We start from the raw sequence: 22,649 nt of genomic DNA on the forward strand, positions 1-22,649 counted from the left end.
GGCTGATTCCGGCTGCGGCAATCCGCTTACAACGTGCCCGCCACCTTCTTGTTGCGCATCAGGCACAGCATGTCACAGGCGATGTGGGCGGCGGCCAGCGCGGTGATTTCGCTCTGGTCGTAGCTGGGAGCCACTTCCACCACATCCATGCCGACGATGTTCAGATCGCCCAGATTGCGGATGATCTTCAGCGCCTGCGCGGTGGTCAGGCCGCCCGGCACCGGAGTGCCGGTACCCGGCGCGAACGACGGGTCGAGACAGTCGATGTCGAAGGTCACGTAGACCGGCGCGTCGCCTATGGTCTTCTTGATCTCGGCGATGGTGGCGTCGACGCCGTTGTCGTGCACCCACGGCGCTCCCAGCACGTTCAGGCCCATGAAGTCGTCGTTCCAGGTGCGGATGCCCACCTGCACCGATTTCTTCGGATCGATCAGGCCTTCCTTCACCGCCTTGTAGAACATGGTGCCATGGTTCAGGCTGTCCGGGCTGTCGTCCGGCCAGGTGTCGCAGTGGGCGTCGAAGTGCAGCAGCGCCAGCGGCTTGCCGTATTTCTCGGCGTGCGCGATCAACAGCGGGTAGGTGACGAAGTGGTCGCCGCCGAAGGTCAGCATCTTGGCGCCGGAGGCCAGGATGGTGCGGGCGTGCTCGATGATGGACGGCTTGATGGTGAGCGGATTGTGCGCGTCGAACCAGCAGTCGCCATAGTCGATCACCGCCAGGTCTTCAAACGGATCGAAGCCCCACGGGTAGGGCTTGAGCTCGGCCAGTTGCACACTGGCGGCGCGGATGGCCTGCGGGCCCATGCGCGCGCCGGAACGGAAGGTCACCGACAGGTCCAGCGGGATGCCGGACACCACCACGTCAGCGCCTTCCAGATTGCGGCTGTAGTTGCGGCGCATGAAGGACAGCACGCCGGCATAGGTGTTTTCGATGGACGAGCCGTACAGGCCCTGACGGCGGATGGCGCCGTCGCCGTAGATCATTTCTTCACTCATTCCACTCTCCAGGCGAGAGTACGCCGAAATCATTCAAAACCATGATTTTTCATGACAATTGCGGCGATTGCCGTCCATCTTTCACAGCCGACGGCTTGAGGCTGCCGCGCCCCGTGGCGCGGAAACCCGCAGTGTGCCGGGATGAGGGACGTAGTTCAAGTCCGGCGCAAAGCGCCGGACTGCGCCTTGGCCGCCGCGAGCCGGATCCGCCACCAGCGCCAGCGCAGCTTGACGTCGTACCAGGCCGGCCTGAGGCCAAGCAGGAACAGCAGCAGCGCCAAAGGCAGCGTGAAGCCGAAACCCAGGTGTTTGAAGCCCAATGCGCCCACCACCCCGCCGGCGAAGAAGGACAGCAAGATCAGGCTGTAGACGCGGAATTTGCTCCGATTGGCGCGCACCGCCTGGACCCGCGGCCCCTGTTGGCGGTTGTAGTAGCTCATCTTGGCCAGCTCGATGCCGATGTCGGTGGCGATGCCGGTCATGTGGGTGCTGCGCAGAAGCCCGCCGGACAGCTTGGTGACGATGGTGTTGTGCATGCCCATGATGAAGCACAGCAGCATCACCGTCGGCGGCGTGAACAGGCCCTTGTGCAGCGACAAGCCGGCGCCCAGCAGTCCGAACAGCAACAGCAGCGCCGCCTCCTCCATCATCGACACGCCGTAACCGCCGCGCAGCCGCTGCCGCCGCGCCCACAGGATCAGCCAGGTGCTGTGCATCGCGCCGCCGATGAAGCAGCACAGCATCACCAGCAGAGACAGCGCCAGCCGCACCTCTCCCATCGCCCAGGCGTCGGCCATGCCGGAGACGACGCCGGAAACGTGGGAGGTATAGCGGTGCACCGCCAGGAAGCCGCCGGCGTTGATGGCGCCGGCGATGAAGGCCATCGACCAGCCCAGCTGGCGCAGCACCCTGTCGTTGAAGCGGCCGCGGTCCAGCAGCCTGGTAATGTGGAAGTATCGCGCCATATGCAGTAGACGAGGAAAACGGCGACAATTTGTCGCCGTTTCCGATACTGCGCCGCAACATGCCGAGAGGCAAGCCGCCGGATCAAACTTGCCTCACATCGCGGCGGGAATCAGCAGCCCTTCAGCGCGATGCCCGGCGTCAGCCGCTTCTGCAGCGCCTTCAGATGCTCGGCCTGCGCCGCGTCCAGATCCTTGAAGGACAGCGTGGTCTGCTTGACCGGCTGGTCCTTCGACTTGACCACCGCCTTGTCGTAGCCGGCGGCCTTCAGCCGCGCCACCAGCGTGCGCGCGGCGTCCTCCTTGCCGAACAGGCCCAGCGACAGATTGCCCTTGAACTCGTCGCCGCTGACGATGTAGTTGTCAAAGCCCTTGTCTTTCAATTCCGCGGACAGGGTCTTGGTCTCGGACTGGGTGGCCAGCGGCGGGTAATACACCCAGAAGCGGCCCGAACCCTTGTTTTCTTCCTTGCTGTCCTGCTGCAGTTGGCCGGACTTCAGCTTCAGCGACGGCACGCCGCCCTTCACCCGGGCCAGCAGGCTGTCGTTGAGGCCGGCCCAACGATAGCAGGCCAGCGGCTTGGCCTCCGCGGCCTTGACTGCCACCGCCCCGGAGGCTTCGGGCTTGGCCGCAGGCTTGAGCTCCGGCTTCGCCGGTTTGGCTAGCGCCTTGGGCGCGCTGGCGACAGGCTTGGCCGCCGCCTTGCCTGCGGCTTTCACCGCCTCATGCGGAGCCGATGCCGCTTTCGCCAGCGCCGCGGGCGTGCTCGCCGCCGCATGCGGCGCGCTGGCCTGCGCGGCCGATGCGTCCGGCGTCCAGCCCGTCGGCAACAGTTTCACCTGGCCGGGACTCACCTCCTGCGCATGCACATCCATAGGCGGCCGCTGCTTGAAGGAGCCATACATGGCCACCACCAGATTCAGCACCACCACCAGCGCCACAAACCACTTGATCACGCGTTCGCCACCTTGAGTAAACCCATCAGCACCAGATTATCCACGATCTCAAGCGGAGCGGCGAGCCAAGGCGCGATGCGGCCGGCGTCGCCGCCGGTCAGGATCACCGTCGCCGGTTCGCGGCCGGTCTGTTCCGCCAACTTGCGCCGCTGCCCTTCGATGGCTCCCACCAGCGCCGCCATCACGCCGCTGGCCAGCGCATCCTCGGTGCCGCGCGGGAAATCCACCACCTCGCCGGCCTGGCGGTCGAGATTGGCGGTGCCCTGCGCCAGGCTTTGCAGCATCAGGCCGTGGCCGGGCAGGATCAACCCGCCCAGGTAATCGCCCTCAGCGGTCAACGTTTCCACCGTCAGCGCGGTGCCGGCGCAGGCGACGATCACGTCGCCGCGGCACAGCTCGCGCGCGGCCAATATCGCCAGCCAGCGGTCGGCGCCCTGTTCGGCGGTGTTGCGATAATGGTTACACACCTCGCCCAACTGGCTCTGGGCATGAATGCGGTGCAGCGGACAGCTCAGCGCCGCCGCCAACGCGTCGGCCACCTCCTGGCGCGCCACCGACGACATCCAGGCGCCCTGCAGGGGCAGCTTGCCCCAAACCTCGGCCAAACCGGCCAATTCGCCATGCTCGGCCGCGCCCTTCGCCACGCACTCCGCACCGCGATACGCCGCCCACTTCACCCGGCTGTTGCCTGCATCTATCAATAACTTCATTGGCGTTCCCTGAGGCTGACCTCTCCGACATGGAAGGTCCGCGTCCCCTGTTCAGTCTCTACGCGCAAGGCGCCGTTGTCGGCGACGCCGCAAGCGATGCCATCCACCGGCTGGCCATGGGAGAAGCTGAGCCGCACCGGCGCCTGCTGATGCGCGGACAGCGCGCACCATTCATCGCGCAGGGGGGCGAAGCCGTCGCGGTCGAACGCCGACAGCACCGGCTGCAATTCATTGAGCAGCGCCGCCAGGATGCGGTTGCGCTCCAACGCCACCCCGCCTTGCCGCAGCGTGGCCACCGGCTGGTCGACCACGCCCGGGTCGTCTACGTTCAGCCCTATGCCGATCACCACCGCCGCCGGCCCCAGCGCATCGCCGGACAGCTCGATCAGGATGCCGGCCAGCTTCTTGCCGTCCAGCAGCACGTCGTTCGGCCATTTCAAGCGCACCGGCGCGCCCAGCCCGCGCAAGGCCCGCGCCAGCGCCACCCCCACCGCCAGCGACAGTCCTGCCAGTTCGGCCATACCGCGCTCGAAGCGCCACAGCAGCGAGAAGGTCAGGCCGGAGCCCAACCGCGCCTGCCAGCGCCGGCCCAGGCGGCCACGGCCAGCTGTCTGCTGCTCGCAGGCCAGCACCAGCCCGTGCAGCCCGCCGTTGCCGGCGCGCGCCATCAACTGGCTATTGGTGGAATCGGTGCGCTCGGCCACCGCCAGGGTATAGGTGTCGGCGGCCGCATCGGACAGCCCGGCGCGCACGCTGGCGACGTCCAGCCAGGAAAACGGCTGCGCCAGCTTGTAGCCCTGGCCGCGCACGCTGAACACGGTCAGGCCGAGATCGGCCTCGATCGCGCGCACCGCCTGCCACACCAGGGTCCGGGAACAGCCCAGCGCCTGGGCGATGTCTTCGCCGGAGTGGAAGCGGCCGTCTGACAGGTGGTGTAGCACCGCGAACGCGTGCTCGCTCACGTCCTGCCCTCGCCGGCGCGGATCTTGTTCAGCGTCTGGGTGGTGGAGGTGTCGAACAGGAAGGGAATGGAATGCACCTGGCCGCCGCGGGCTAGCGTTTCGGCGCTGCCGATGATGTTGGCCACCGTCCAGTCGCCGCCCTTCACCAGCACGTCGGGCTGGATCTGCTCAATCAGCTCGGCCGGGGTGTCGGCGTCGAACCAGGTGACCAGGCTGACGCTTGCCAGCGCCGCCAGCACCGCCGCGCGGTTCAACTCGTTGTTGATCGGCCGGTCGTCGCCCTTGCCCAGGCGCTTGACCGAGGCGTCGGTATTCAAGCCCAGCACCAGGCTGGCGCCCAGCGCCCTGGCCTGCGCCAGGTAGGTAACATGGCCGCGATGCAGGATGTCGAAGCAGCCGTTGGTGAACACCAGCGGACGCGGCAGCGCTGCCAGACGCTCGGCCAGCTGTTCCGGCGGACAGATCTTGTCTTCAAACGACGGCATCGGGTAAGTCATGCTGTTCCTTGCGCGAATCATGCCGGCGCGGGCGGGAGACAAGGCTGCAACCGCGGGCGCGCCCGCAAATGGGACGAGTCGCGAAGCATACCACCGTCGCCCGCGTCTGCCCAACTCCCGCCGCTCAGGGACAGCTCAGCGCGGCGCCGCTCAACGTTGCGCCGGCGCTCGCGGCCGACTGGACATAGCCGGTGCTCTGCAGATTGAAAGACAGGGCGAAGCTGGCGCCGCGGCTGTCGCAGATGCGGAAATCGCCGGTCTGCGCCACCGCCACATACGGCGGCCGCGGATTGAAGCTGACGCTGGCAATGGTGCCGCTGGAGGTTCCCGCCGCCAGGGTGCCTATGGTCGGGGAGGAGCCGGAGACCAGCGGCTGCGATTTCAACAGCACCGTGCCGCTCGCCAGTTGCTCGCTGATTACCCAGCCGGCGCTCCAGCTGCTGCCGCAGCTGCTGCTGGACGCCGCGCTGTATGGGCAGATGGTGGCCACATCGTCGTCGTTGATCGCCGTCGCCCGGGCCTGGCTCATCGCATTGATCAGGTTGTCGCGGGTGGTGATGAGCCGCTGGTTCTGCACGAAAGTCTGCCAGGCCGGCATCGCCACGGTCAGCAGGATCACCAGCACCGCAATGGTGACCATCAGCTCCAGCAGCGAGAATCCCCGGCTCTTTCCGCCCATGTCATCCCCTCGCATCATGCGGCCAACAAGTGCTGCTGGTATCGGCGCCCTGCGCGTTCGCCGCGCTGCGGAGGCCGCTGTTGCTGACATTGAAGCTGCTGCAGGTGCTGTCCGTCGCCTGCAGGCCGCTGGCGACCGGCGTGGCAGTCAGCACATAGCCGCTGGACGTGGTGGCGGAGGCGATCTGCACCTGATAATAGCCATTGGGCGAACTGGCGGTCACGGTGCAGGCCGCATTGTTGTAAGCGAAATACTGGGCATAGCACTGCTCTATCTGCGACTGCGCCGTCGTCAGCGCCTGCCAGGCGTCGCCGCGCCGCGACTGCTGCAGATAGTTGGTGTACAAGGGATAGGCGATCGCCGCCAGAATGGCGACGATCGCCAATGTCACCATCAGCTCAACCAGGGTCATGCCGCGCATATCCGCCATCCTCCTTGTCCGGTACTCATTCCGTCCGCCCAGCCCGCTCACTGTATCTGCCACCAGCCGCTCCAGGAGTAGTACTGCTGCGACGGGCTGCTGCTGGTGCAGCTTAGCTTGCCATTGGCGCAATTGCTGGTGCTGTTGCCATTGCCCCCGCCCACCAGGACGCTGGCGCTGTACCCGCCCTGGTTGGAGGTGACGAAGGCCGGCGTGGAGGCGAAGAAGCTGCCCAGCTGCACCCCCGACACCGGCAACTGGTTGTAGACGTCCTGGCCGTTGACCACCCCGTTGCCGCTGGCGTCGAGGAAGGGCTGGGCCGGCGGCCCCCCGGTGATGTAGCTGGATGCCATCAGGAACGACAGCCCGCCGCTGGTGCAAGGCGTGGAGGACGGCGCGAAGGTGGTGTACACCACATTGCCGGAGAAAACCTGCGGATCGGTCAGCATCCGCGTGCCGCTGCCGGCGAAGTTCAAGTTGTAATACCAGCCATACAGCGTCGGGCAGGTGCGCCCCACCACACAGCTGAGCGGCGGATTCGGGCTCTGCCAGTTATAGGTGGTGGACGTCACCGCGACGTTGGAGAAACCGGACTGGGCGGTGGTAACCAGCGACTCGGTCTGCTGCACCAGGTTGGACGGCGTCAGGCCGGAAATGCTCAGATTGTCGTATACGCCATAGAAGGCCTGGGTGTTGGTGTTGGTCAGATCGGCCTGGGCCAGCAGCTGGCCGGTGCCAAAGTAGACCATCGTGCCCTTCTGCTTGGGGAAGTTGGGGTTCAAGGTGACCGCCGGCGCGGCGGTGATGGGCTGGCGGTTGCCGCTGCTGTCGGTTGCGGAGAACAGCAGGCGAACGGTCCAACTGGCCGGATTGGCGCTGCTAACATTGATCGCCCAGAGATTGCCCTGCAGATCGCCGGCGTAGACCATGTCCACTGCCGCGCCGGCGTTGCCGCTGCTGTTGATCGCCACCACTGCCGACAGCCCCTGCGGCGCGCTGCTGCTGCAGGCCGACGGCACCGAGCTGCACAGGTCTATCTTGGCCAGGGTCGCGCCGGTCTGCGGATTCAGCGCGTACAGGATCGCGTGGTTGAGACTGCTGGCATAGCCATTGCCGAAGAATACCGCAAAGGACGAGGATGAAGCGTTGACGCGAGCGATGGTCGGCCGGCCGTAGGTGTAACCCAGGCCGCTATCGCTGAACTCCCACAGCACGGAGCTGGCCAGCGCCGTCTCGGTGGTGAAATTGGACGGCGTGGTGACATCCAGCCCGTAGACGGTCGAGCCGCCGCCGCCCAGGCCGCCGACCAGTATGGAATGCCAGGAGCCGTTGGAGAACATCACATCGCCGGCCTGCGGCGAGCCATCGACAAAATAGATATGGTTGTTGTTGTACGACGTGCTGGTCAGCTGATACAGGTTGGCGAACACGCCGTTGGGAATGAAGGCGAAAGCCTCGTTCCCGGTGCTGGCGTTGAACGCATGCAGCATGCCGTCGTTGCCGCCGACGTAAAGCAGCGGCGTGCGGCTGGCGTTGGCGCTGATGAAGCTCAGATAGCTGGCGTCGCTATAAGGCCCGTCCGGCTTGGCGACATAGACCGGACCGCTGTCTATGATGTCGCCCAGCAGGTGGCTGCGGTTGCGGAAGCCCCCGCCGTTCTGCGCCTCCTGCGATTTGTCGCCCCGCAGGTAATTGAGCCGCAGGCTGCCTTTCAGATCGGACGGTTGCAATTGCAGCTGCTGGGTGGCGTTGATGCCCGTCACCCCGGTGGCCGGCCATTCAAAAGGCACGCCCTTGTTGTTGATGCCGTCCCAGGTGGCGATCAGCCGGGTATTCTGCCAGGCGTTGCTGCTGGAGAAGGTGTCCACCTGGGTCTGCGCCTGCCAGTTGGCGCTGGTGCCGACATTCAGGCCGCTGCTGGTGGAGAGCGAATAGGCGGCCAGATTGCCGGTCCAGTCGTTGTACGGACTGTCGCTGGGATTGAAGCTGGCGAGAAAAGCCTGCGAATTGGTGCTCAGCGTGGTGCTGTTCAACGCCACCGAGGCCTGGTCGTAGCTGCCCTTCTGGATTTGCACCAGGATGCTGCTCAAGGCGCTGGAGAATGCCGCCGCATTCACCGCCGGATAGTAGGAGCCGGTGCCGCCGGCCACCGCCATCGCCGTCAGCACCTGCGCCGCGGTCGGGTTCTCCGCCGGCGCCACCCCGGCCCCCAGGCCAATCACATAGGTCTTGATGCCGCTGCTCGCCAGCGTCTGAATCTGGGTAACGGCGTCGATCAGCGCCTGGTCGTTGGTTCCGCTGGTCATGTTCAGCGAACCGTCGGCATTGAAGCTGGCGGTCACGCCGTAGCCGCTGGCCGCGGCGGACCCGGCCGGCGGCCAGAAGTAACCGCTCTTGTCCTGAGTGGGCAGGCCATCGGTTACCAGAACCACGTATTTCTGCGAGGTGCAGCCGCTGCTGGACGAGCTGGAGCTGTTGAACGAGGTTTGCGCCGTCTTCAGCAAGGCATAGATCGGCGACTGGCCGGCTGCCGCCTTGATCTCGGAGCTGCTGGTGGAGTTGGTCTCCGGCTGCAAATAGGGGGTAAAGGTGTTGTAAGCGCTGGTCAGCTGCGAGGATGACGGACTGCTCAGGCTGGTCATCGCCACGTTGGCGCTGGCGGCAGAATACGACTGCGAACCGCCATAGCCCCAGCCGCGCTGCACATACATCACCTGCGGCGCGTAAGGCACGTAGCCGGCGTTGGTCGGGCTAGTACCCCAATTGGTCCTCCCGCCCGGCGCCATCGTGCTGTAGGACACAGACACCGACCCGGACTTGTAGCTGCTCAACGAGTAATAAGTGTAGGGATTGCTGGGACTGACCGTACCATAGGTCATAAACACCGGGTTGAGCGAGGAGGAATACAACACATCGTTGATATTGGCATCGTCGCTGGTCGCCGCCACCGTCATGTACTGGCTACCGTTGACCGACAATCCGCTAAGACCCTGCGCCAACGCGATTGAACCGCAGTTACTCGCCACCGTCATTGAGGACGAGGTGAGATAGTTGTAACAGGGGTTGTAGACCGTATCAGTGCCGCTGGTGGCGGTGGGCGTGTTAGTGAAGGTGAAGCCGCCGGCAGGCGACATGTAGTACACCCAGGTGGTATACATCCTGGTATTGCTCATCTGGTAGGACAGCAGGGCGAAGTCCGTCGTCGCCAGGTAGGTGTTGAGGATGGACAGGACGCCGGCTTTGGCGACGTTCAGCCGGGACGGGCTGTTGTCGACCAATTGGAAACCCGAGGTCGAGGTATAAGGCTGCGAACTGCCGGTCGCCCCTCCGCTGACCGGCGGAGTGAAGCCGGACGGCACCGGATAGTTGACTGGCGAGGACGAGCCGCTCAAACCGCCCACCGCCCCCGAACCGGTCATCAAGGCGCCGCCGCGGCCGGTGTAGGTGGTGGAGAAGCCGTTACTGCAGTTGGCGGCGCTATTGCCCGTGCCATTGCAATAGGTGATGGTGCTGCCGTCCATCGATTCGGAATTGGTGACGGCGATCACCACCTGCGGCCGCGCCGGCGTGGTGATGGTCAGCGGCACTTGAGAGATCGCCAGCGTGGCGGTCGACCCGCCGCCCTTCACCCAATAAGCGGCTAGCACCAGCCCCGCCAGCAACAGAATGCGGGCCGCGATGCCTACTGCCGGTTTCCAGTCAGTCATATCCGCCTCACTGCGTGAAGATTGCCTGCACCACCACCGGGCTGGCCCCGCTGGAAGTCACCACCCGGGCCGTCACGCGGTAATTGTTGCCGCCGGCCGTCTGGCCATAGATCCCGCGATTGCCGCAACTGGTTCCCGCCCGACAGGAGGCCGGCATGCTTTCCACCACATAGCTGCTGGTCACACCGGAAATCGGCGGCGTGCCGGTATAGCCGGGGATAGACGTCGAAGTGCTGGTCCAGAACGACGAGGTGTTCAGGTTCTGCTGCCAGGCCGGCACCGCGCTGGCATTGAACTGGTAATAACCGTTGCTGCCGGCCACGGTGAAGGTCTGGCTGGCGAACACCCCCTGCAGCATCGAGGAGTAGGCCTGGCGCAAGGTCCCCTCCGCCAGTTCCAGATTGCTCTGGTACTGCACATTGTTGCTGGCCATGTGCAGCTGGCTCAGCGATTGCGAACTGCCGGCCAGCCCCAGGATCATGATCACCAGCATGAAGATCAGCGCGACGATCAGCACCACCCCGCGCTCCCGGCTTCGTTGTCGTAGCGGATTCATAGCCCTGCGTTCCTCAAGGATACGGTCATGGTATAGACGTGGCGCAGACGGGTATCGCAAGGCACGTTGACGGTATTGCCCAGCACCGTCCACTGCGTCTGGTTGGCGCAGCTCCCCCCTGTCTTGCTGATCGGCGCCGTACCCTGCGGCCCCTCCAGCAGCACCGCTATGCGCAGGCTGTTGACCTGGCTCCAGTTGCTCACCTGGTTCGCCGGCAGATACTCGGTGGTCAAACCCGGCGCGCTGCCTATGCCATACCACACCTGCATAATGTCCACTCCGGGGACGATAGGCGTCACCTGCCAGCCGCTGCCCGTGCCGTTATATACCGCCTGATACAAGGCGCTCTGCGCTCCGGAAGCCTGGCCGACGAAATACGCCGTTTGCGACAACAGCGCCACCACCGATCCGACCGGATAATCGCTGTCCAGCGCCTGGTTGAGATTGATCAGGCTCCCGCCGCTGGCGCTGCCGACGCTGCCGACCTGCATGATCGAAGAGTGGCCGCAATTGGAGACCGACAACAGGTTGCTTGCCGCCACCCCGGATGCCGACAAGGCCTGCAGCGAGGTGGAGCCCGCCGAAGCGTAGACGCTGACCCATACCGGCACCGTGCCATTGGTCTGGCCGCTGAAAACCAGCACATCGCTGCCTGGCTGCACCTTGCCTTGCAGACTGCTGTCCAGCGCCGGGCTCCAGTCCGTCAAAGAACTGTCGTTGCTGCCGTTCAGGCTGCTCAGCGTCAGCGTGGAAGAGGCGATCACTGCGTCGTACCCGGTAACCGGGGAACTGAAATTTCCCAGCAAGCCGTTGGCCGCCACCAGCGCATTGGTGGTGGTGGCGCCGGAGCAGCCGAAGAAACCGGCTCCCCTCGCGGTCTGCGACAACAGGCCGGAAACGGTGGCGCCGGCATTCTGCAGCTCCCCTTGGCCCGAGTCGGTCGAATAATCCTTGCGTCCCGCCACCATCACGCCGACCAGCGCCGTCAGCAACAGCAGGCCGATGGTGACCGCCACCATCAGCTCAACCAGCGAAAACCCAAGCTGCCCGCGTATTTGTCTCACATGATGGTCCTCACGCTTTGGGTGAGGACCGCTCCGCCGCTCGCCGCATTGCCATCGGTCCACCAAACCTGAACTACCCGCTCGGTGGTCGCGCCGCTGGCCGGCTGGTAGATGCTGCCGGTGCCGTTCGGCAGATTATTCTGCAGATCGGTCAGCCACTGGTACTTGTCGAAGGTGGCCATCGCCGACGCCGTACAGACCGTGGCCACGCAGTTGCTTTGGAAAGTGGATGCGCTGACGCCGGAGGCGACATCGTAGGAGCCGGCGCTAACCTGCGCGGAGTTGGCCCGCATCCGGTCGACCATATCGTAGGCGTACTGATTCGCCATCTGGCGCAGATAGCTGGAACCGCTGGCGCGCTCGGCGTTGAGCATCACCGCAATCGCCGCCAACACCCCCATGGCCAGCACCAACAGGGCGATCAGAACCTCCAACATGGTAAAGCCCGTTTCCGCCCGCCGCCGCCAACACGTCATCGCCCGGCCTCCCGCTCAAGTCGCGCCGCCATCCATCCAGCATTCATGTAAGCATAGAAGAAACGCCATCCGCCTCGGCAAGCCGCCCCGACGAAAGTACTGACAATCGCGACAAGCGGTCGCAAGCCTAGCAAACGGCATCCGCTAGCCCGGCCACAACAGTTTGCCTGCCCATGGCGAGCGCAATTGAGACCGCAGAAACGGCATAGCCCGGCGAGAATCCTGACAGTCTTGGGGAGAAGCCGGCACGACGGGCGCGGGCGGGCGATCAGCCCCAAACGCAAAAACCCCATGGAATCGGTCCATGGGGTTTCAACAAACTCATCCGGCGCGCCAAACGCAAAAACCCCAGCTCATTGAGCTGGGGTTCCGCTATCGGGCGTCTGGCGGTGTCCTACTTTCACATGGCGAATGCCACACTATCATCGGCGCTAAGGCGTTTCACGGTCCTGTTCGGGATGGGAAGGCGTGGGACCACCTCGCTATGGCCACCAGACATAAACTGGTACAAACTCAAGAAGCCTGAACTCGTCTCTCAACGCGTTCTGAATATTTTTTCGGGTACTCAATTGTGTCGCACTCACACTCCATCTTCGTCACTCAGTTTCCCAAGCCACTCAAATGATAGGATCAAGCCTCACGAGCAATTAGTATCGGTTAGCTTCACGCCTCACAGCGCTTCCACACCCGACCTATCAACGTCCTGGTCTCGAACGACTCTTCAGGGAGGTCTAGCCTCCAGGGAAGTCTCATCTTCAGGCGAGTTTCCCGCTTAGATGCTTTCAGCGGTTATCTCTTCCGAACTTAGCTACCCGGCGATGCCACTGGCGTGACAACCGGTACACCAGAGGTTCGTCCACTCCGGTCCTCTCGTACTAGGAGCAGCCCCCGTCAAACTTCCAACGCCCACTGCAGATAGGGACCAAACTGTCTCACGACGTTTTGAACCCAGCTCACGTACCACTTTAAATGGCGAACAGCCATACCCTTGGGACCGGCTACAGCCCCAGGATGTGATGAGCCGACATCGAGGTGCCAAACACCGCCGTCGATGTGAACTCTTGGGCGGTATCAGCCTGTTATCCCCGGAGTACCTTTTATCCGTTGAGCGATGGCCCTTCCATACAGAACCACCGGATCACTATGTCCTGCTTTCGCACCTGCTCGACTTGTCGGTCTCGCAGTTAAGCTACCTTTTGCCATTGCACTATCAGCACGATTTCCGACCGTACCTAGGTAACCTTCGAACTCCTCCGTTACACTTTGGGAGGAGACCGCCCCAGTCAAACTGCCTACCATGCACTGTCCCCAATCCGGATCACGGACCAAGGTTAGAACCTCAAAGGGGTCAGGGTGGTATTTCAAGGTTGGCTCCACCTGAACTAGCGTCCAGGCTTCATAGCCTCCCACCTATCCTACACAAACCACTTCAAAGTCCAATGCAAAGCTACAGTAAAGGTTCACGGGGTCTTTCCGTCTAGCAGCGGGTAGATTGCATCTTCACAAACACTTCAACTTCGCTGAGTCTCAGGAGGAGACAGTGTGGCCATCGTTACGCCATTCGTGCGGGTCGGAACTTACCCGACAAGGAATTTCGCTACCTTAGGACCGTTATAGTTACGGCCGCCGTTTACCGGGGCTTCGATCAAGAGCTTGCACCCCATCACTTAACCTTCCGGCACCGGGCAGGCGTCACACCGTATACGTCCACTTTCGTGTTGGCACAGTGCTGTGTTTTTGTTAAACAGTCGCAGCCACCGATTCTCTGCGACCTGTCATAGCTTCAGACGCGAAGTCTTACACCACAACAGGCATACCTTCTCCCGAAGTTACGGTATCAATTTGCCGAGTTCCTTCTCCTGAGTTCTCTCAAGCGCCTTAGAATTCTCATCCTGCCCACCTGTGTCGGTTTGCGGTACGGTTCTTGTGTAGCTGAAGCTTAGTGGCTTTTCCTGGAAGCGTGGTATCAGTCACTTCAGGTCCGTAGACCCTCGTTATCACGTCTCGGTGTTAAAGAAGAGCGGATTTGCCTACTCTTCACACCTACCGGCTTGAACAGACTATTCCAACAGTCTGCTGACCTAACCTTCTCCGTCCCCACATCGCACTACACAAAAGTACGGGAATTTTAACCCGTTTCCCATCGACTACGCTTTTCAGCCTCGCCTTAGGGGCCGACTCACCCTACGCCGATGAACGTTGCGTAGGAAACCTTGGGCTTTCGGCGAGCGGGCTTTTCACCCGCTTTATCGCTACTCATGTCAGCATTCGCACTTCTGATATCTCCAGCATGCCTCTCGACACACCTTCACAGACCTACAGAACGCTCCCCTACCACGGACACATTTGACTGTGCCCATCCGCAGCTTCGGTTATCAGTTTGAGCCCCGTTACATCTTCCGCGCAGGACGACTCGACCAGTGAGCTATTACGCTTTCTTTAAATGATGGCTGCTTCTAAGCCAACATCCTGGCTGTCTATGCCTTCCCACTTCGTTTACCACTTAACTGATCATTTGGGACCTTAGCTGGCGGTCTGGGTTGTTTCCCTCTTGACAATGGACGTTAGCACCCACTGTCTGTCTCCCATGCTGGCACTTTCCGGTATTCAGAGTTTGCCATGGTTTGGTAAATCGCAATGACCCCCTAGCCATAACAGTGCTTTACCCCCGGAAGTGATACATGAGGCACTACCTAAATAGTTTTCGGGGAGAACCAGCTATCTCCGAGTTTGTTTAGCCTTTCACCCCTATCCACAGCTCATCCCCTAGTTTTGCAACACTAGTGGGTTCGGACCTCCAGTGCGTGTTACCGCACCTTCATCCTGGCCATGGATAGATCACTCGGTTTCGGGTCTACACCCAGCGACTGATTCGCCCTATTCGGACTCGGTTTCCCTACGCCTCCCCTATTCGGTTAAGCTTGCCACTGAATGTAAGTCGCTGACCCATTATACAAAAGGTACGCAGTCACGGAACAAGTCCGCTCCCACTGTTTGTATGCATCCGGTTTCAGGTTCTATTTCACTCCCCTCCCGGGGTTCTTTTCGCCTTTCCCTCACGGTACTGGTTCACTATCGGTCGATCACGAGTATTTAGCCTTGGAGGATGGTCCCCCCATCTTCAAACAGGATTTCGCGTGTCCCGCCCTACTTTTCGTATGCTTAGTACCAAGAATGCGTTTTCGTGTACGGGGCTATCACCCACTACGGCGGTCCTTTCCATGAACCTTCCACTAACTCAATCTCTATCACATACAGGCTGTTCCGCGTTCGCTCGCCACTACTTACGGAATCTCGGTTGATTTCTTTTCCTTCAGCTACTTAGATGTTTCAGTTCGCTGAGTTCGCTTCCTCAGACCTATGTATTCAGTCTGGGATGACCCCTAAGGGCCGGGTTTCCCCATTCGGATATCGCGGGATCAAAGCTCTATTGCCAGCTCCCCCGCGCTTTTCGCAGGCTTACACGTCCTTCATCGCCTGTGATCGCCAAGGCATCCACCAGATGCACTTAGTCGCTTGACCCTATCATTTCAGTAACCTACGTCACTTCATGACAGAGCGTGTTTGCGCGACGACTGCACCGCCCCTTTTGATATGGCGACGCAGCCTTAGATACAATCAAATACCCAAGATGACGATTTGTCCGCGTACAGAATTAACTCTACGCTTTCATTTCGCCGTCTTATATATTCGGCTTCTTCAGTTTGTTAAAGATCGGGCGTTAAAATTACAACGCAAACAGAACCAAACTCTTCCGAGTTCGCTTGTGTTTGAGTTGTGGTGGAGGATGACGGGATCGAACCGACGACCCCCTGCTTGCAAAGCAGGTGCTCTCCCAACTGAGCTAATCCCCCAACTGGTGGGTCTGGTAGGACTCGAACCTACGACCCCTGCGTTATCAACACAGTGCTCTAACCAGCTGAGCTACAAACCCAGTAAACTTCTACGCCAGCCCCACAAGGAGCTGGCTGCCCTTAACAGAATAACCGATAGGCTGTAAGTACTTGACGATCGCCTTCTCTAGAAAGGAGGTGATCCAGCCGCAGGTTCCCCTACGGCTACCTTGTTACGACTTCACCCCAGTCATGAATCCCACCGTGGTAAGCGGCCTCCTTGCGGTTAGCCTACCCACTTCTGGTGAAACTCACTCCCATGGTGTGACGGGCGGTGTGTACAAGACCCGGGAACGTATTCACCGCAGCATGCTGATCTGCGATTACTAGCGATTCCGACTTCACGCACTCGAGTTGCAGAGTGCGATCCGGACTACGATCGGTTTTATGAGATTGGCACCACCTCGCGGCTTAGCGACCCTCTGTACCGACCATTGTATGACGTGTGAAGCCCTGCTCATAAGGGCCATGAGGACTTGACGTCATCCCCACCTTCCTCCGGTTTGTCACCGGCAGTCTCATTAGAGTGCCCAACTTAATGATGGCAACTAATGACAAGGGTTGCGCTCGTTGCGGGACTTAACCCAACATCTCACGACACGAGCTGACGACAGCCATGCAGCACCTGTGTTACGGCTCCCTTTCGGGCACCAAGCCATCTCTGGCAAGTTCCGTACATGTCAAGAGCAGGTAAGGTTTTTCGCGTTGCATCGAATTAATCCACATCATCCACCGCTTGTGCGGGTCCCCGTCAATTCCTTTGAGTTTTAACCTTGCGGCCGTACTCCCCAGGCGGTCAATTTCACGCGTTAGCTACGCTACCAAGGATTCAAACCCCCAACAGCTAATTGACATCGTTTAGGGCGTGGACTACCAGGGTATCTAATCCTGTTTGCTCCCCACGCTTTCGTGCATGAGCGTCAGTGTCATCCCAGGGGGCTGCCTTCGCCATCGGTATTCCTCCGCATCTCTACGCATTTCACTGCTACACGCGGAATTCTACCCCCCTCTGACGCACTCTAGTCTTGCAGTCTCCAATGCCGTTCCCAGGTTGAGCCCGGGGCTTTCACATCAGACTTGCAAAACCGCCTGCGCACGCTTTACGCCCAGTAATTCCGATTAACGCTTGCACCCTACGTATTACCGCGGCTGCTGGCACGTAGTTAGCCGGTGCTTATTCTTCCGGTACTGTCATCCCCGCCAGGTATTAACCAGCGGAATTTCCTCCCGAACAAAAGTCCTTTACAACCCGAAGGCCTTCTTCAGACACGCGGCATGGCTGGATCAGGCTTGCGCCCATTGTCCAAAATTCCCCACTGCTGCCTCCCGTAGGAGTCTGGGCCGTGTCTCAGTCCCAGTGTGGCGGATCATCCTCTCAGACCCGCTACTGATCGTCGCCTTGGTGAGCTCTTACCTCACCAACTAGCTAATCAGACATCGGCTGCTCGTATAACGTGAGGCCTTACGGTCCCCCACTTTCCCCCTCAGGGCGTATGCGGTATTAATCCGGCTTTCGCCGAGCTATCCCCCATTACACGGTACATTCCGATGCGTTACTCACCCGTTCGCCACTCGTCAGCGGAGCAAGCTCCCTGTTACCGTTCGACTTGCATGTGTAAAGCATGCCGCCAGCGTTCAATCTGAGCCAGGATCAAACTCTTCAGTTCAATCTCATAGCAAATTTTCTGGCACGCAAGTTCAAAGAAATAAAACAAGTATTTCTTGTCTCTTGCAGTGCAAGTTTTTGGCTTTCGCCAAGCACTTACACCTATCGGTTATTCGTTCTGTTAAAGAGCAGTGCCGGCCGCTTCGAACACCGCCGGAACCTGTTTCGTTCGGCTTGTTTCGTTCGCTGCGTCAGCTGAGGAGACGAACTATACCTGCGCCCTCACCCTCGGTCAACTGCTTTTTTGAGAAAAACGCACGTTTTTCACGAGATGCAGCGCAAATTACTGATAAGCAACAATATATGAATATGAAATTTTTTATTTCCCACCAGAACCATCCAACGAAATGGCCGGCAGACCGGGCGTACTCATGGCTTGAAATGAAAAAAGCCCCCTCGGAAGGGAGCTTTTTGCACAGATAGCCGGTTTTGCAACTTATCTATATAAGGGGATCAGCTGCGGTAGTCGGCGTTGATGCGCACATACTCATAGGAGAAGTCGCAGGTCCAGACCCGGGCACTGGCGGCACCGCGCCCCAGTTCCACCCTGACCGTGATCTCGCTCTGGTTCATCACCGCCTGTCCCTGCTCTTCGCGGTAGTCCGGACTGCGGCCGCCATTGCAGGCCACCAACACGTCATCCAGATATAAGGACAGGCGGTCGACATCCAGATCAGCAACACCGGCATAACCGATGGCGGCCAGGAGGCGGCCCAGATTGGGATCGGACGCGAAGAAGGCGGTTTTCACCAGCGGCGAACGGGCGATGGCGTAGGCCACGTCCTTACACTCGGCCACCGAGCGGCCACCGTTGACTTCAACGGTGATGAACTTGGTGGCGCCCTCACCGTCGCGGACGATAGCCTGCGCCAGCTCAATCGACACTGCCAGCAGCGCCTGGCGCAATTGCTGGTAGGCCGGCTGCTCCACCGAGTCGATCAGCCCCGCCTGGCTCTTGCCGGTGGAGATCAGGATGAAGCTGTCGTTGGTGGAGGTGTCGCCATCCACCGTAATACTATTAAAGGAGAGGTCGGCCACCTCGCGCAGCAACTGGTTCAGCAGCGGGCGGGTAATGGCCGCGTCGGTGGCGACGAATCCCAGCATGGTGGCCATATTGGGATGGATCATGCCCGAGCCCTTGGCGATGCCGGTGACGGTAACCGGCTGGCCATCCAGCAGCAGCGTGCGGCTGGCCGCCTTGGCGATGGTGTCGGTCGTCATGATCGCTTGGGCGGCATCGGCCCAGCTGGCAGAGCGCAGCGTCGGCAGCGCGGTGATAATCTTGTCGGCCGGCAACGGCTCCAGAATCACCCCGGTAGAGAACGGCAGCACCTGCTCGGTCTCTAAGCCGCTCTGCGCGGCGACCGCCTGGCACACCCTCAGCGCGCGCTGGCGGCCGTCGACGCCGGTACCGGCGTTGGCGTTGCCGGTGTTCACCACCAGCGCGCGAATCTGCACGCCGGCGGCCAAATGCTCCTGGCACAGCTGCACCGGCGCCGCGCAGAAACGGTTGCGGGTGAACACGCCGGCGACGGTGTTGCCCTTGTCCAGACGCACCACCAATACATCCTTGCGTCCCGGGGTCTTGATGCCAGCTTCCGCCACCAGCAATTCAACGCCGGCAAGCGGCGGCAGCAGATCAGCCTGCGGCGGATTCAGATTCACAGCCATGCAACTCTCCATAACTTACAAATATGCGACTAATTATATAAGAATTTGGTCAGCCATAGCGTGAGATGGCTTATTCCTGCGCCTGGCGCAGGCATTGCAACAACGCATCACCATAGCGGGCAAGCTTGAGCTCGCCCAGACCGTAGATATGCCGCAGGCCAGCCTGGCTGTCCGGGCGCTTTTCCACCAAATCCCGCAAGGTGCGGTCGGAGAACACCGCGTAGGCCGGCACATTGTGCTCGTCGGCCACCTGGCGGCGCCAGCGGCGCAAAGCCTGCCACAGCCGCTCTTCGCGCTCGGTGCGCAGCCAGCGCTCGGTCGCGGCGCTGCCGCGCGGTTTCTTCTCGTCGGCCAGCGGCCGCAGATGGATGCTCTCCTCGCCCTTGAGCAGCGAGCGGCAGGCGTCGGTCAGTACCAGCGACTGGCCGCGGGCGATGTCCACCTGTACCAGTTGGCGGGCCACCAGCTGGCGCACGATGGAACGCCAGCCGCGCTGGTTGAGCTCCTTGCCGATGCCATAGGTGGTGAGCTGGTCGTGGCCGTGATGGCTGACGCTCTGGTTCTGCCGGCCCAGCAGCACGTCTATCACATGCCCGGTGGGAAAGCGCTGCCCGACCCTATAGATGCAGGACAAAAGCTTGCGCACCGGCACGGTGGCGTCGAAGGTGATGGGCGGATGCAGGCAGTTGTCGCAATGGCCGCAGGGCCGGCTGTCTTCGCCGAAATGGGCCAAAATGTGCTGACGGCGGCAGCTGGCGGCCTCGCAGAAAGCCAGCATCGCATCCAGCTTGGACAGCTCAACCTGCTTCTGCAGTTCAGCCATCTCGCCGCCTTCTATCATCTGCCGCAGCTGCACCACGTCGTTGAGGCCGTAACACAGCCAGCTGGCAGCGGGCAGGCCGTCGCGGCCGGCGCGGCCGGATTCCTGATAGAAGTTTTCCGGGCTCTTGGGCATGTCGATATGGGCGACGAAGCGCACGTCCGGCTTGTCGATCCCCATACCGAAGGCGACGGTGGCCACCATCACAATGCCGTCCTCGCGCAGGAAGCTGCGCTGATGCGCCTCGCGCTGGGCGTGGCTAAGACCGGCGTGATAGGGCAAGGCTTCGATGCCGTTGTCGCATAGCCACTGCGCGGTGTCCTCCACCCGCTTGCGCGACAGGCAGTAGACGATGCCGGTGGCGCCGGCGTGCTCCTGGCGGATGAAGTCCAGCAGCTGCTTCTTGGCGTTGTGCTTTTCCACCACCTGGTAGAACAGGTTGGGGCGGTCGAAGCTGGACAGGAATACCCGCGCCTCGGCCAGTTGCAGATAGTGGATGATGTCGAGCCGGGTCTGTTCGTCGGCGGTGGCGGTGAGCGCGATACGCGGCACCTGCGGGAAGCGTTCGGCCAGCAGTCCCAGCTGCTGGTATTCCGGCCGGAAGTCGTGGCCCCAGTGACTGACGCAATGCGCCTCGTCGATGGCGAACAGCGCGATGTTCAGGCTGGAAAGAAACTCCAGGAAGCGCGGCGTCAGCAAGCGCTCCGGCGCCACGTACAACAGATCCAGCGTGCCGGCGCGCGCCTGGCGGGCGATGTCGCGCGCATCATCTGGCGAGGTGGCGGAGTTGAGGCAGGCCGCCGCCACGCCCAGTTCCTGCAAGGTAGCCACCTGGTCCTGCATCAGCGCGATCAGCGGCGACACCACAATGGCCACGCCGTCGCGCAGCAGCGCCGGAATCTGGAAGCACAGGCTCTTGCCGCCACCGGTAGGCATCAGCACCAGCGCGTGGCCGCCGTGCGCCACCTGCTCGACGATCTCCTGCTGCTGTCCGCGGAATTCGGGATAGCCGAAAATATGATTGAGGATGGAGACTGCGTCGTGCATGCCGGAAGCGATCTGCGGGAAAAAACGCCATTGTACGGCAAGCGGCAGCGGTGGATGCGACGGGACAAAAAAGAAGCCGCCAGGTCATGGCGGCCACAAGTTGGATGGAGACAATGTGAAACGAAGAGGAAAAATGCTCTCGCACTGTGACAGACCGGCCTCGCCGCGATAAAGTTCCGCGCTTTTCGCAAATTCGTGCCGCAACCTTCCGGCCGGTTTCCCCTTGCGGACGGCTATGCGACACTGGCGGGATATTCTGGAGATCATCATGCGCATTCGTTCCGCCCCCCTGCTCGTCCTGCTACTGCTTGCCGGCTGTGCCACCACGCCGCAGCCAGCCACCACCCCGGCCACCGTCAAACCGGCGGAACCCTCCGCCGCCCCGGCAAGCGCCGACTGGCAGAATCTGGGCGTCTCGCCCAATGGCAACATCCTCAATGAACTGGACCAGTTGTCTATCAAGCGCCAGGGCCCGCTGGTCACATTCCGCGACCGCAAGACCATCTTCAACCTGAAGCAGGAAAACTTCCTCTCCACGCCGCGCCACAAGGTGTCGCTCAATAGCTGGCGGATCGACTGTTCCCAGCATACGTTCCGCTTGCTGGACATGGTGCTGTTCGATGAAAACGGCCGCCAGATCGCCAGCTTCTCCTATAATGACAGTCAAATAAAAGCCATGCCCGTCGTGCAGAACTCGGCCAGCTACCAGCAGATGCTGCTGGTCTGCAAAGGACAGCCCGGCTTCTGAAATCGCCCACCGCACCGCCAATCAACAGGGATCCCCCATGACTATCCGACGCGTGGTATTCAATCAGAAAGGCGGGGTGGGCAAATCCACAATCACCGTCAACCTGGCGGCCGTGGCGGCCAGCCGCGGCAGGCGCGTGCTGGTGATCGACCTGGACCCGCAAGGCAATGCCAGCCACTACCTGCTGGGCGAGGCATGGAAACAGGCCGGCCCCAGCGTGGCCGACCTGTTCCAGCAGATGCTCAACATCTCGCTGTTCGGCAAGGAGCCGCGCGACTTCGTCCGCGCCACCGGCATAGACGGCCTGTCGCTGCTGGCCTCGCAGCCGGAACTGGCCGAGCTGATGGCCAAGCTGGAATCGCGCTACAAGATGTTCAAGCTGAAGGAGGCGCTGGACCAGCTGGCGCCGCACTACGATGAAATTTGGATCGATACCCCGCCGGCTCTGAACTTCTACACCCGCTCGGCGCTGATCGCCGCCGACCGCTGCCTGATCCCCTTCGATTGCGATGCATTCTCCCGGCACGCCCTCTATAACCTGAAAGAAAGCGCCGACGAGATCCGCTCCGACCACAACCCCGGCTTGTACATAGAAGGCATCGTGGTCAACCAGTTCCAACCGCGCGCCAGCCTGCCGGTGCGGCTGGTGGAGGAACTGAAGGCCGAGGGGCTGCCAGTGCTGGCCTCGCCGCTATCGGCGTCGGTCAAGATACGCGAATCGCATCAGGCCGCCTGCCCGATGGTGTACCTGGACCCGCGCCACAAGCTGTCCCGTGAATTCGAGGCCCTGTATCAAGAATTGAGCGAGCGCTGACGAGG

16 protein-coding genes, 2 tRNA genes and 3 rRNA genes are annotated in these 22,649 nt (G+C 61.6%); 2 read left to right on the plus strand and 19 right to left on the minus strand.

What is annotated here, in order from left to right; translation table 11 throughout:
• Positions 1-26: 26 nt before the first annotated feature.
• From speB to recQ, 19 genes are all read right to left on the minus strand, one after another.
• Positions 27-995, minus strand: coding sequence for an agmatinase (gene speB, locus BI344_RS03115; protein ID WP_071111486.1), 969 nt, complete (start codon positions 993-995; stop codon positions 27-29).
• Positions 996-1,150: 155 nt separating this feature from the next.
• On the minus strand, positions 1,151-1,960 hold the full coding sequence (locus BI344_RS03120) for a YoaK family protein (protein ID WP_083338634.1): 810 nt from the start codon (positions 1,958-1,960) through the stop codon (positions 1,151-1,153).
• A 110-nt stretch (positions 1,961-2,070) separates the two neighbouring features.
• The gene (locus BI344_RS25730) at positions 2,071-2,913 is read right to left on the minus strand and encodes an SPOR domain-containing protein (protein WP_277620418.1); all 843 of its coding nucleotides are present in this window, start codon (positions 2,911-2,913) and stop codon (positions 2,071-2,073) included.
• A complete protein-coding gene (locus BI344_RS03130) occupies positions 2,910-3,623 on the minus strand; it encodes a type III pantothenate kinase (RefSeq protein ID WP_071111487.1) in 714 nt (237 codons plus the stop codon). Before BI344_RS03130 ends, BI344_RS25730 begins: the two co-directional genes overlap by 4 nt.
• Positions 3,620-4,585 (minus strand): biotin--[acetyl-CoA-carboxylase] ligase, encoded by a 966-nt coding sequence (locus BI344_RS03135; RefSeq protein WP_071111488.1) that lies wholly within the window; start codon positions 4,583-4,585, stop codon positions 3,620-3,622. The genes BI344_RS03130 and BI344_RS03135 overlap by 4 nt, the downstream gene beginning before the upstream one ends.
• A complete protein-coding gene (gene rfaE2 / locus BI344_RS03140) occupies positions 4,582-5,082 on the minus strand; it encodes a D-glycero-beta-D-manno-heptose 1-phosphate adenylyltransferase (protein ID WP_071111489.1) in 501 nt (166 codons plus the stop codon). Before rfaE2 ends, BI344_RS03135 begins: the two co-directional genes overlap by 4 nt.
• Positions 5,083-5,206: 124 nt before the next feature.
• Positions 5,207-5,761, minus strand: a complete 555-nt coding sequence (locus BI344_RS03145; protein WP_071111490.1) for a pilus assembly FimT family protein — start codon at positions 5,759-5,761, stop codon at positions 5,207-5,209.
• A 1-nt stretch (position 5,762) separates the two neighbouring features.
• Complete coding sequence (locus BI344_RS03150; protein ID WP_277620419.1) at positions 5,763-6,182, minus strand: type IV pilin protein; 420 nt, start codon at positions 6,180-6,182, stop codon at positions 5,763-5,765.
• Between the two features lie 47 nt (positions 6,183-6,229).
• Complete coding sequence (locus BI344_RS03155) at positions 6,230-9,889, minus strand: pilus assembly protein (protein WP_071111492.1); 3,660 nt, start codon at positions 9,887-9,889, stop codon at positions 6,230-6,232.
• 7 nt (positions 9,890-9,896) lie between these two features.
• A complete protein-coding gene (locus BI344_RS03160) occupies positions 9,897-10,445 on the minus strand; it encodes a pilus assembly PilX family protein (protein WP_139166867.1) in 549 nt (182 codons plus the stop codon).
• Positions 10,442-11,509, minus strand: coding sequence for a PilW family protein (locus BI344_RS03165; RefSeq protein WP_158020698.1), 1,068 nt, complete (start codon positions 11,507-11,509; stop codon positions 10,442-10,444). The genes BI344_RS03160 and BI344_RS03165 overlap by 4 nt, the downstream gene beginning before the upstream one ends.
• Complete coding sequence (gene pilV, locus BI344_RS03170; protein ID WP_083338633.1) at positions 11,506-11,985, minus strand: type IV pilus modification protein PilV; 480 nt, start codon at positions 11,983-11,985, stop codon at positions 11,506-11,508. The genes BI344_RS03165 and pilV overlap by 4 nt, the downstream gene beginning before the upstream one ends.
• Positions 11,986-12,366: 381 nt before the next feature.
• A 5S ribosomal RNA gene (gene rrf / locus BI344_RS03175) occupies positions 12,367-12,481 on the minus strand.
• 130 nt (positions 12,482-12,611) lie between these two features.
• Positions 12,612-15,507: ribosomal RNA gene (locus BI344_RS03180) — 23S ribosomal RNA — on the minus strand.
• A gap of 256 nt (positions 15,508-15,763) precedes the next feature.
• A tRNA-Ala gene (locus BI344_RS03185) sits at positions 15,764-15,839 on the minus strand.
• A 3-nt stretch (positions 15,840-15,842) separates the two neighbouring features.
• A tRNA-Ile gene (locus BI344_RS03190) sits at positions 15,843-15,919 on the minus strand.
• Between the two features lie 90 nt (positions 15,920-16,009).
• Positions 16,010-17,545 (minus strand): 16S ribosomal RNA (locus tag BI344_RS03195).
• The 16S, 23S and 5S rRNA genes sit together here with 2 tRNA genes alongside, the layout of an rRNA operon.
• Positions 17,546-17,997: 452 nt before the next feature.
• Complete coding sequence (gene argJ / locus BI344_RS03200) at positions 17,998-19,215, minus strand: bifunctional glutamate N-acetyltransferase/amino-acid acetyltransferase ArgJ (RefSeq protein WP_071111496.1); 1,218 nt, start codon at positions 19,213-19,215, stop codon at positions 17,998-18,000.
• A gap of 70 nt (positions 19,216-19,285) precedes the next feature.
• Complete coding sequence (gene recQ, locus BI344_RS03205) at positions 19,286-21,082, minus strand: DNA helicase RecQ (RefSeq protein ID WP_071111497.1); 1,797 nt, start codon at positions 21,080-21,082, stop codon at positions 19,286-19,288.
• A gap of 268 nt (positions 21,083-21,350) precedes the next feature.
• On the opposite strand from recQ, the gene BI344_RS03210 reads away from it, so the two are divergent.
• Positions 21,351-21,830 (plus strand): surface-adhesin E family protein, encoded by a 480-nt coding sequence (locus BI344_RS03210; protein WP_071112044.1) that lies wholly within the window; start codon positions 21,351-21,353, stop codon positions 21,828-21,830.
• Between the two features lie 37 nt (positions 21,831-21,867).
• The gene (locus tag BI344_RS03215; protein ID WP_083338632.1) at positions 21,868-22,644 is read left to right on the plus strand and encodes a ParA family protein; all 777 of its coding nucleotides are present in this window, start codon (positions 21,868-21,870) and stop codon (positions 22,642-22,644) included.
• The last annotated feature ends 5 nt before the right edge of the window (positions 22,645-22,649 follow it).

Origin of the sequence: Chromobacterium sphagni (assembly GCF_001855555.1) — a bacterium.
Taxonomy (GTDB): domain Bacteria; phylum Pseudomonadota; class Gammaproteobacteria; order Burkholderiales; family Chromobacteriaceae; genus Chromobacterium; species Chromobacterium sphagni.

Excerpts from the sequence above, each read along its gene's own strand:
- rfaE2 (WP_071111489.1), bottom strand. The coding sequence starts at position 5,082 with ATGACTTACCCGATGCCGTCGTTTGAAGACAAGATCTGTCCGCCGGAA.
- BI344_RS03130 (WP_071111487.1), bottom strand. The coding sequence starts at position 3,623 with ATGAAGTTATTGATAGATGCAGGCAACAGCCGGGTGAAGTGGGCGGCG.
- BI344_RS03215 (WP_083338632.1), top strand. The coding sequence starts at position 21,868 with ATGACTATCCGACGCGTGGTATTCAATCAGAAAGGCGGGGTGGGCAAA.
- BI344_RS03145 (WP_071111490.1), bottom strand. The coding sequence starts at position 5,761 with ATGGGCGGAAAGAGCCGGGGATTCTCGCTGCTGGAGCTGATGGTCACC.
- BI344_RS03155 (WP_071111492.1), bottom strand. The coding sequence starts at position 9,889 with ATGACTGACTGGAAACCGGCAGTAGGCATCGCGGCCCGCATTCTGTTG.
- BI344_RS03150 (WP_277620419.1), bottom strand. The coding sequence starts at position 6,182 with ATGCGCGGCATGACCCTGGTTGAGCTGATGGTGACATTGGCGATCGTC.
- BI344_RS03160 (WP_139166867.1), bottom strand. The coding sequence starts at position 10,445 with ATGAATCCGCTACGACAACGAAGCCGGGAGCGCGGGGTGGTGCTGATC.
- pilV (WP_083338633.1), bottom strand. The coding sequence starts at position 11,985 with ATGACGTGTTGGCGGCGGCGGGCGGAAACGGGCTTTACCATGTTGGAG.
- argJ (WP_071111496.1), bottom strand. The coding sequence starts at position 19,215 with ATGGCTGTGAATCTGAATCCGCCGCAGGCTGATCTGCTGCCGCCGCTT.
- BI344_RS03120 (WP_083338634.1), bottom strand. The coding sequence starts at position 1,960 with ATGGCGCGATACTTCCACATTACCAGGCTGCTGGACCGCGGCCGCTTC.
- recQ (WP_071111497.1), bottom strand. The coding sequence starts at position 21,082 with ATGCACGACGCAGTCTCCATCCTCAATCATATTTTCGGCTATCCCGAA.
- BI344_RS03210 (WP_071112044.1), top strand. The coding sequence starts at position 21,351 with ATGCGCATTCGTTCCGCCCCCCTGCTCGTCCTGCTACTGCTTGCCGGC.
- speB (WP_071111486.1), bottom strand. The coding sequence starts at position 995 with ATGAGTGAAGAAATGATCTACGGCGACGGCGCCATCCGCCGTCAGGGC.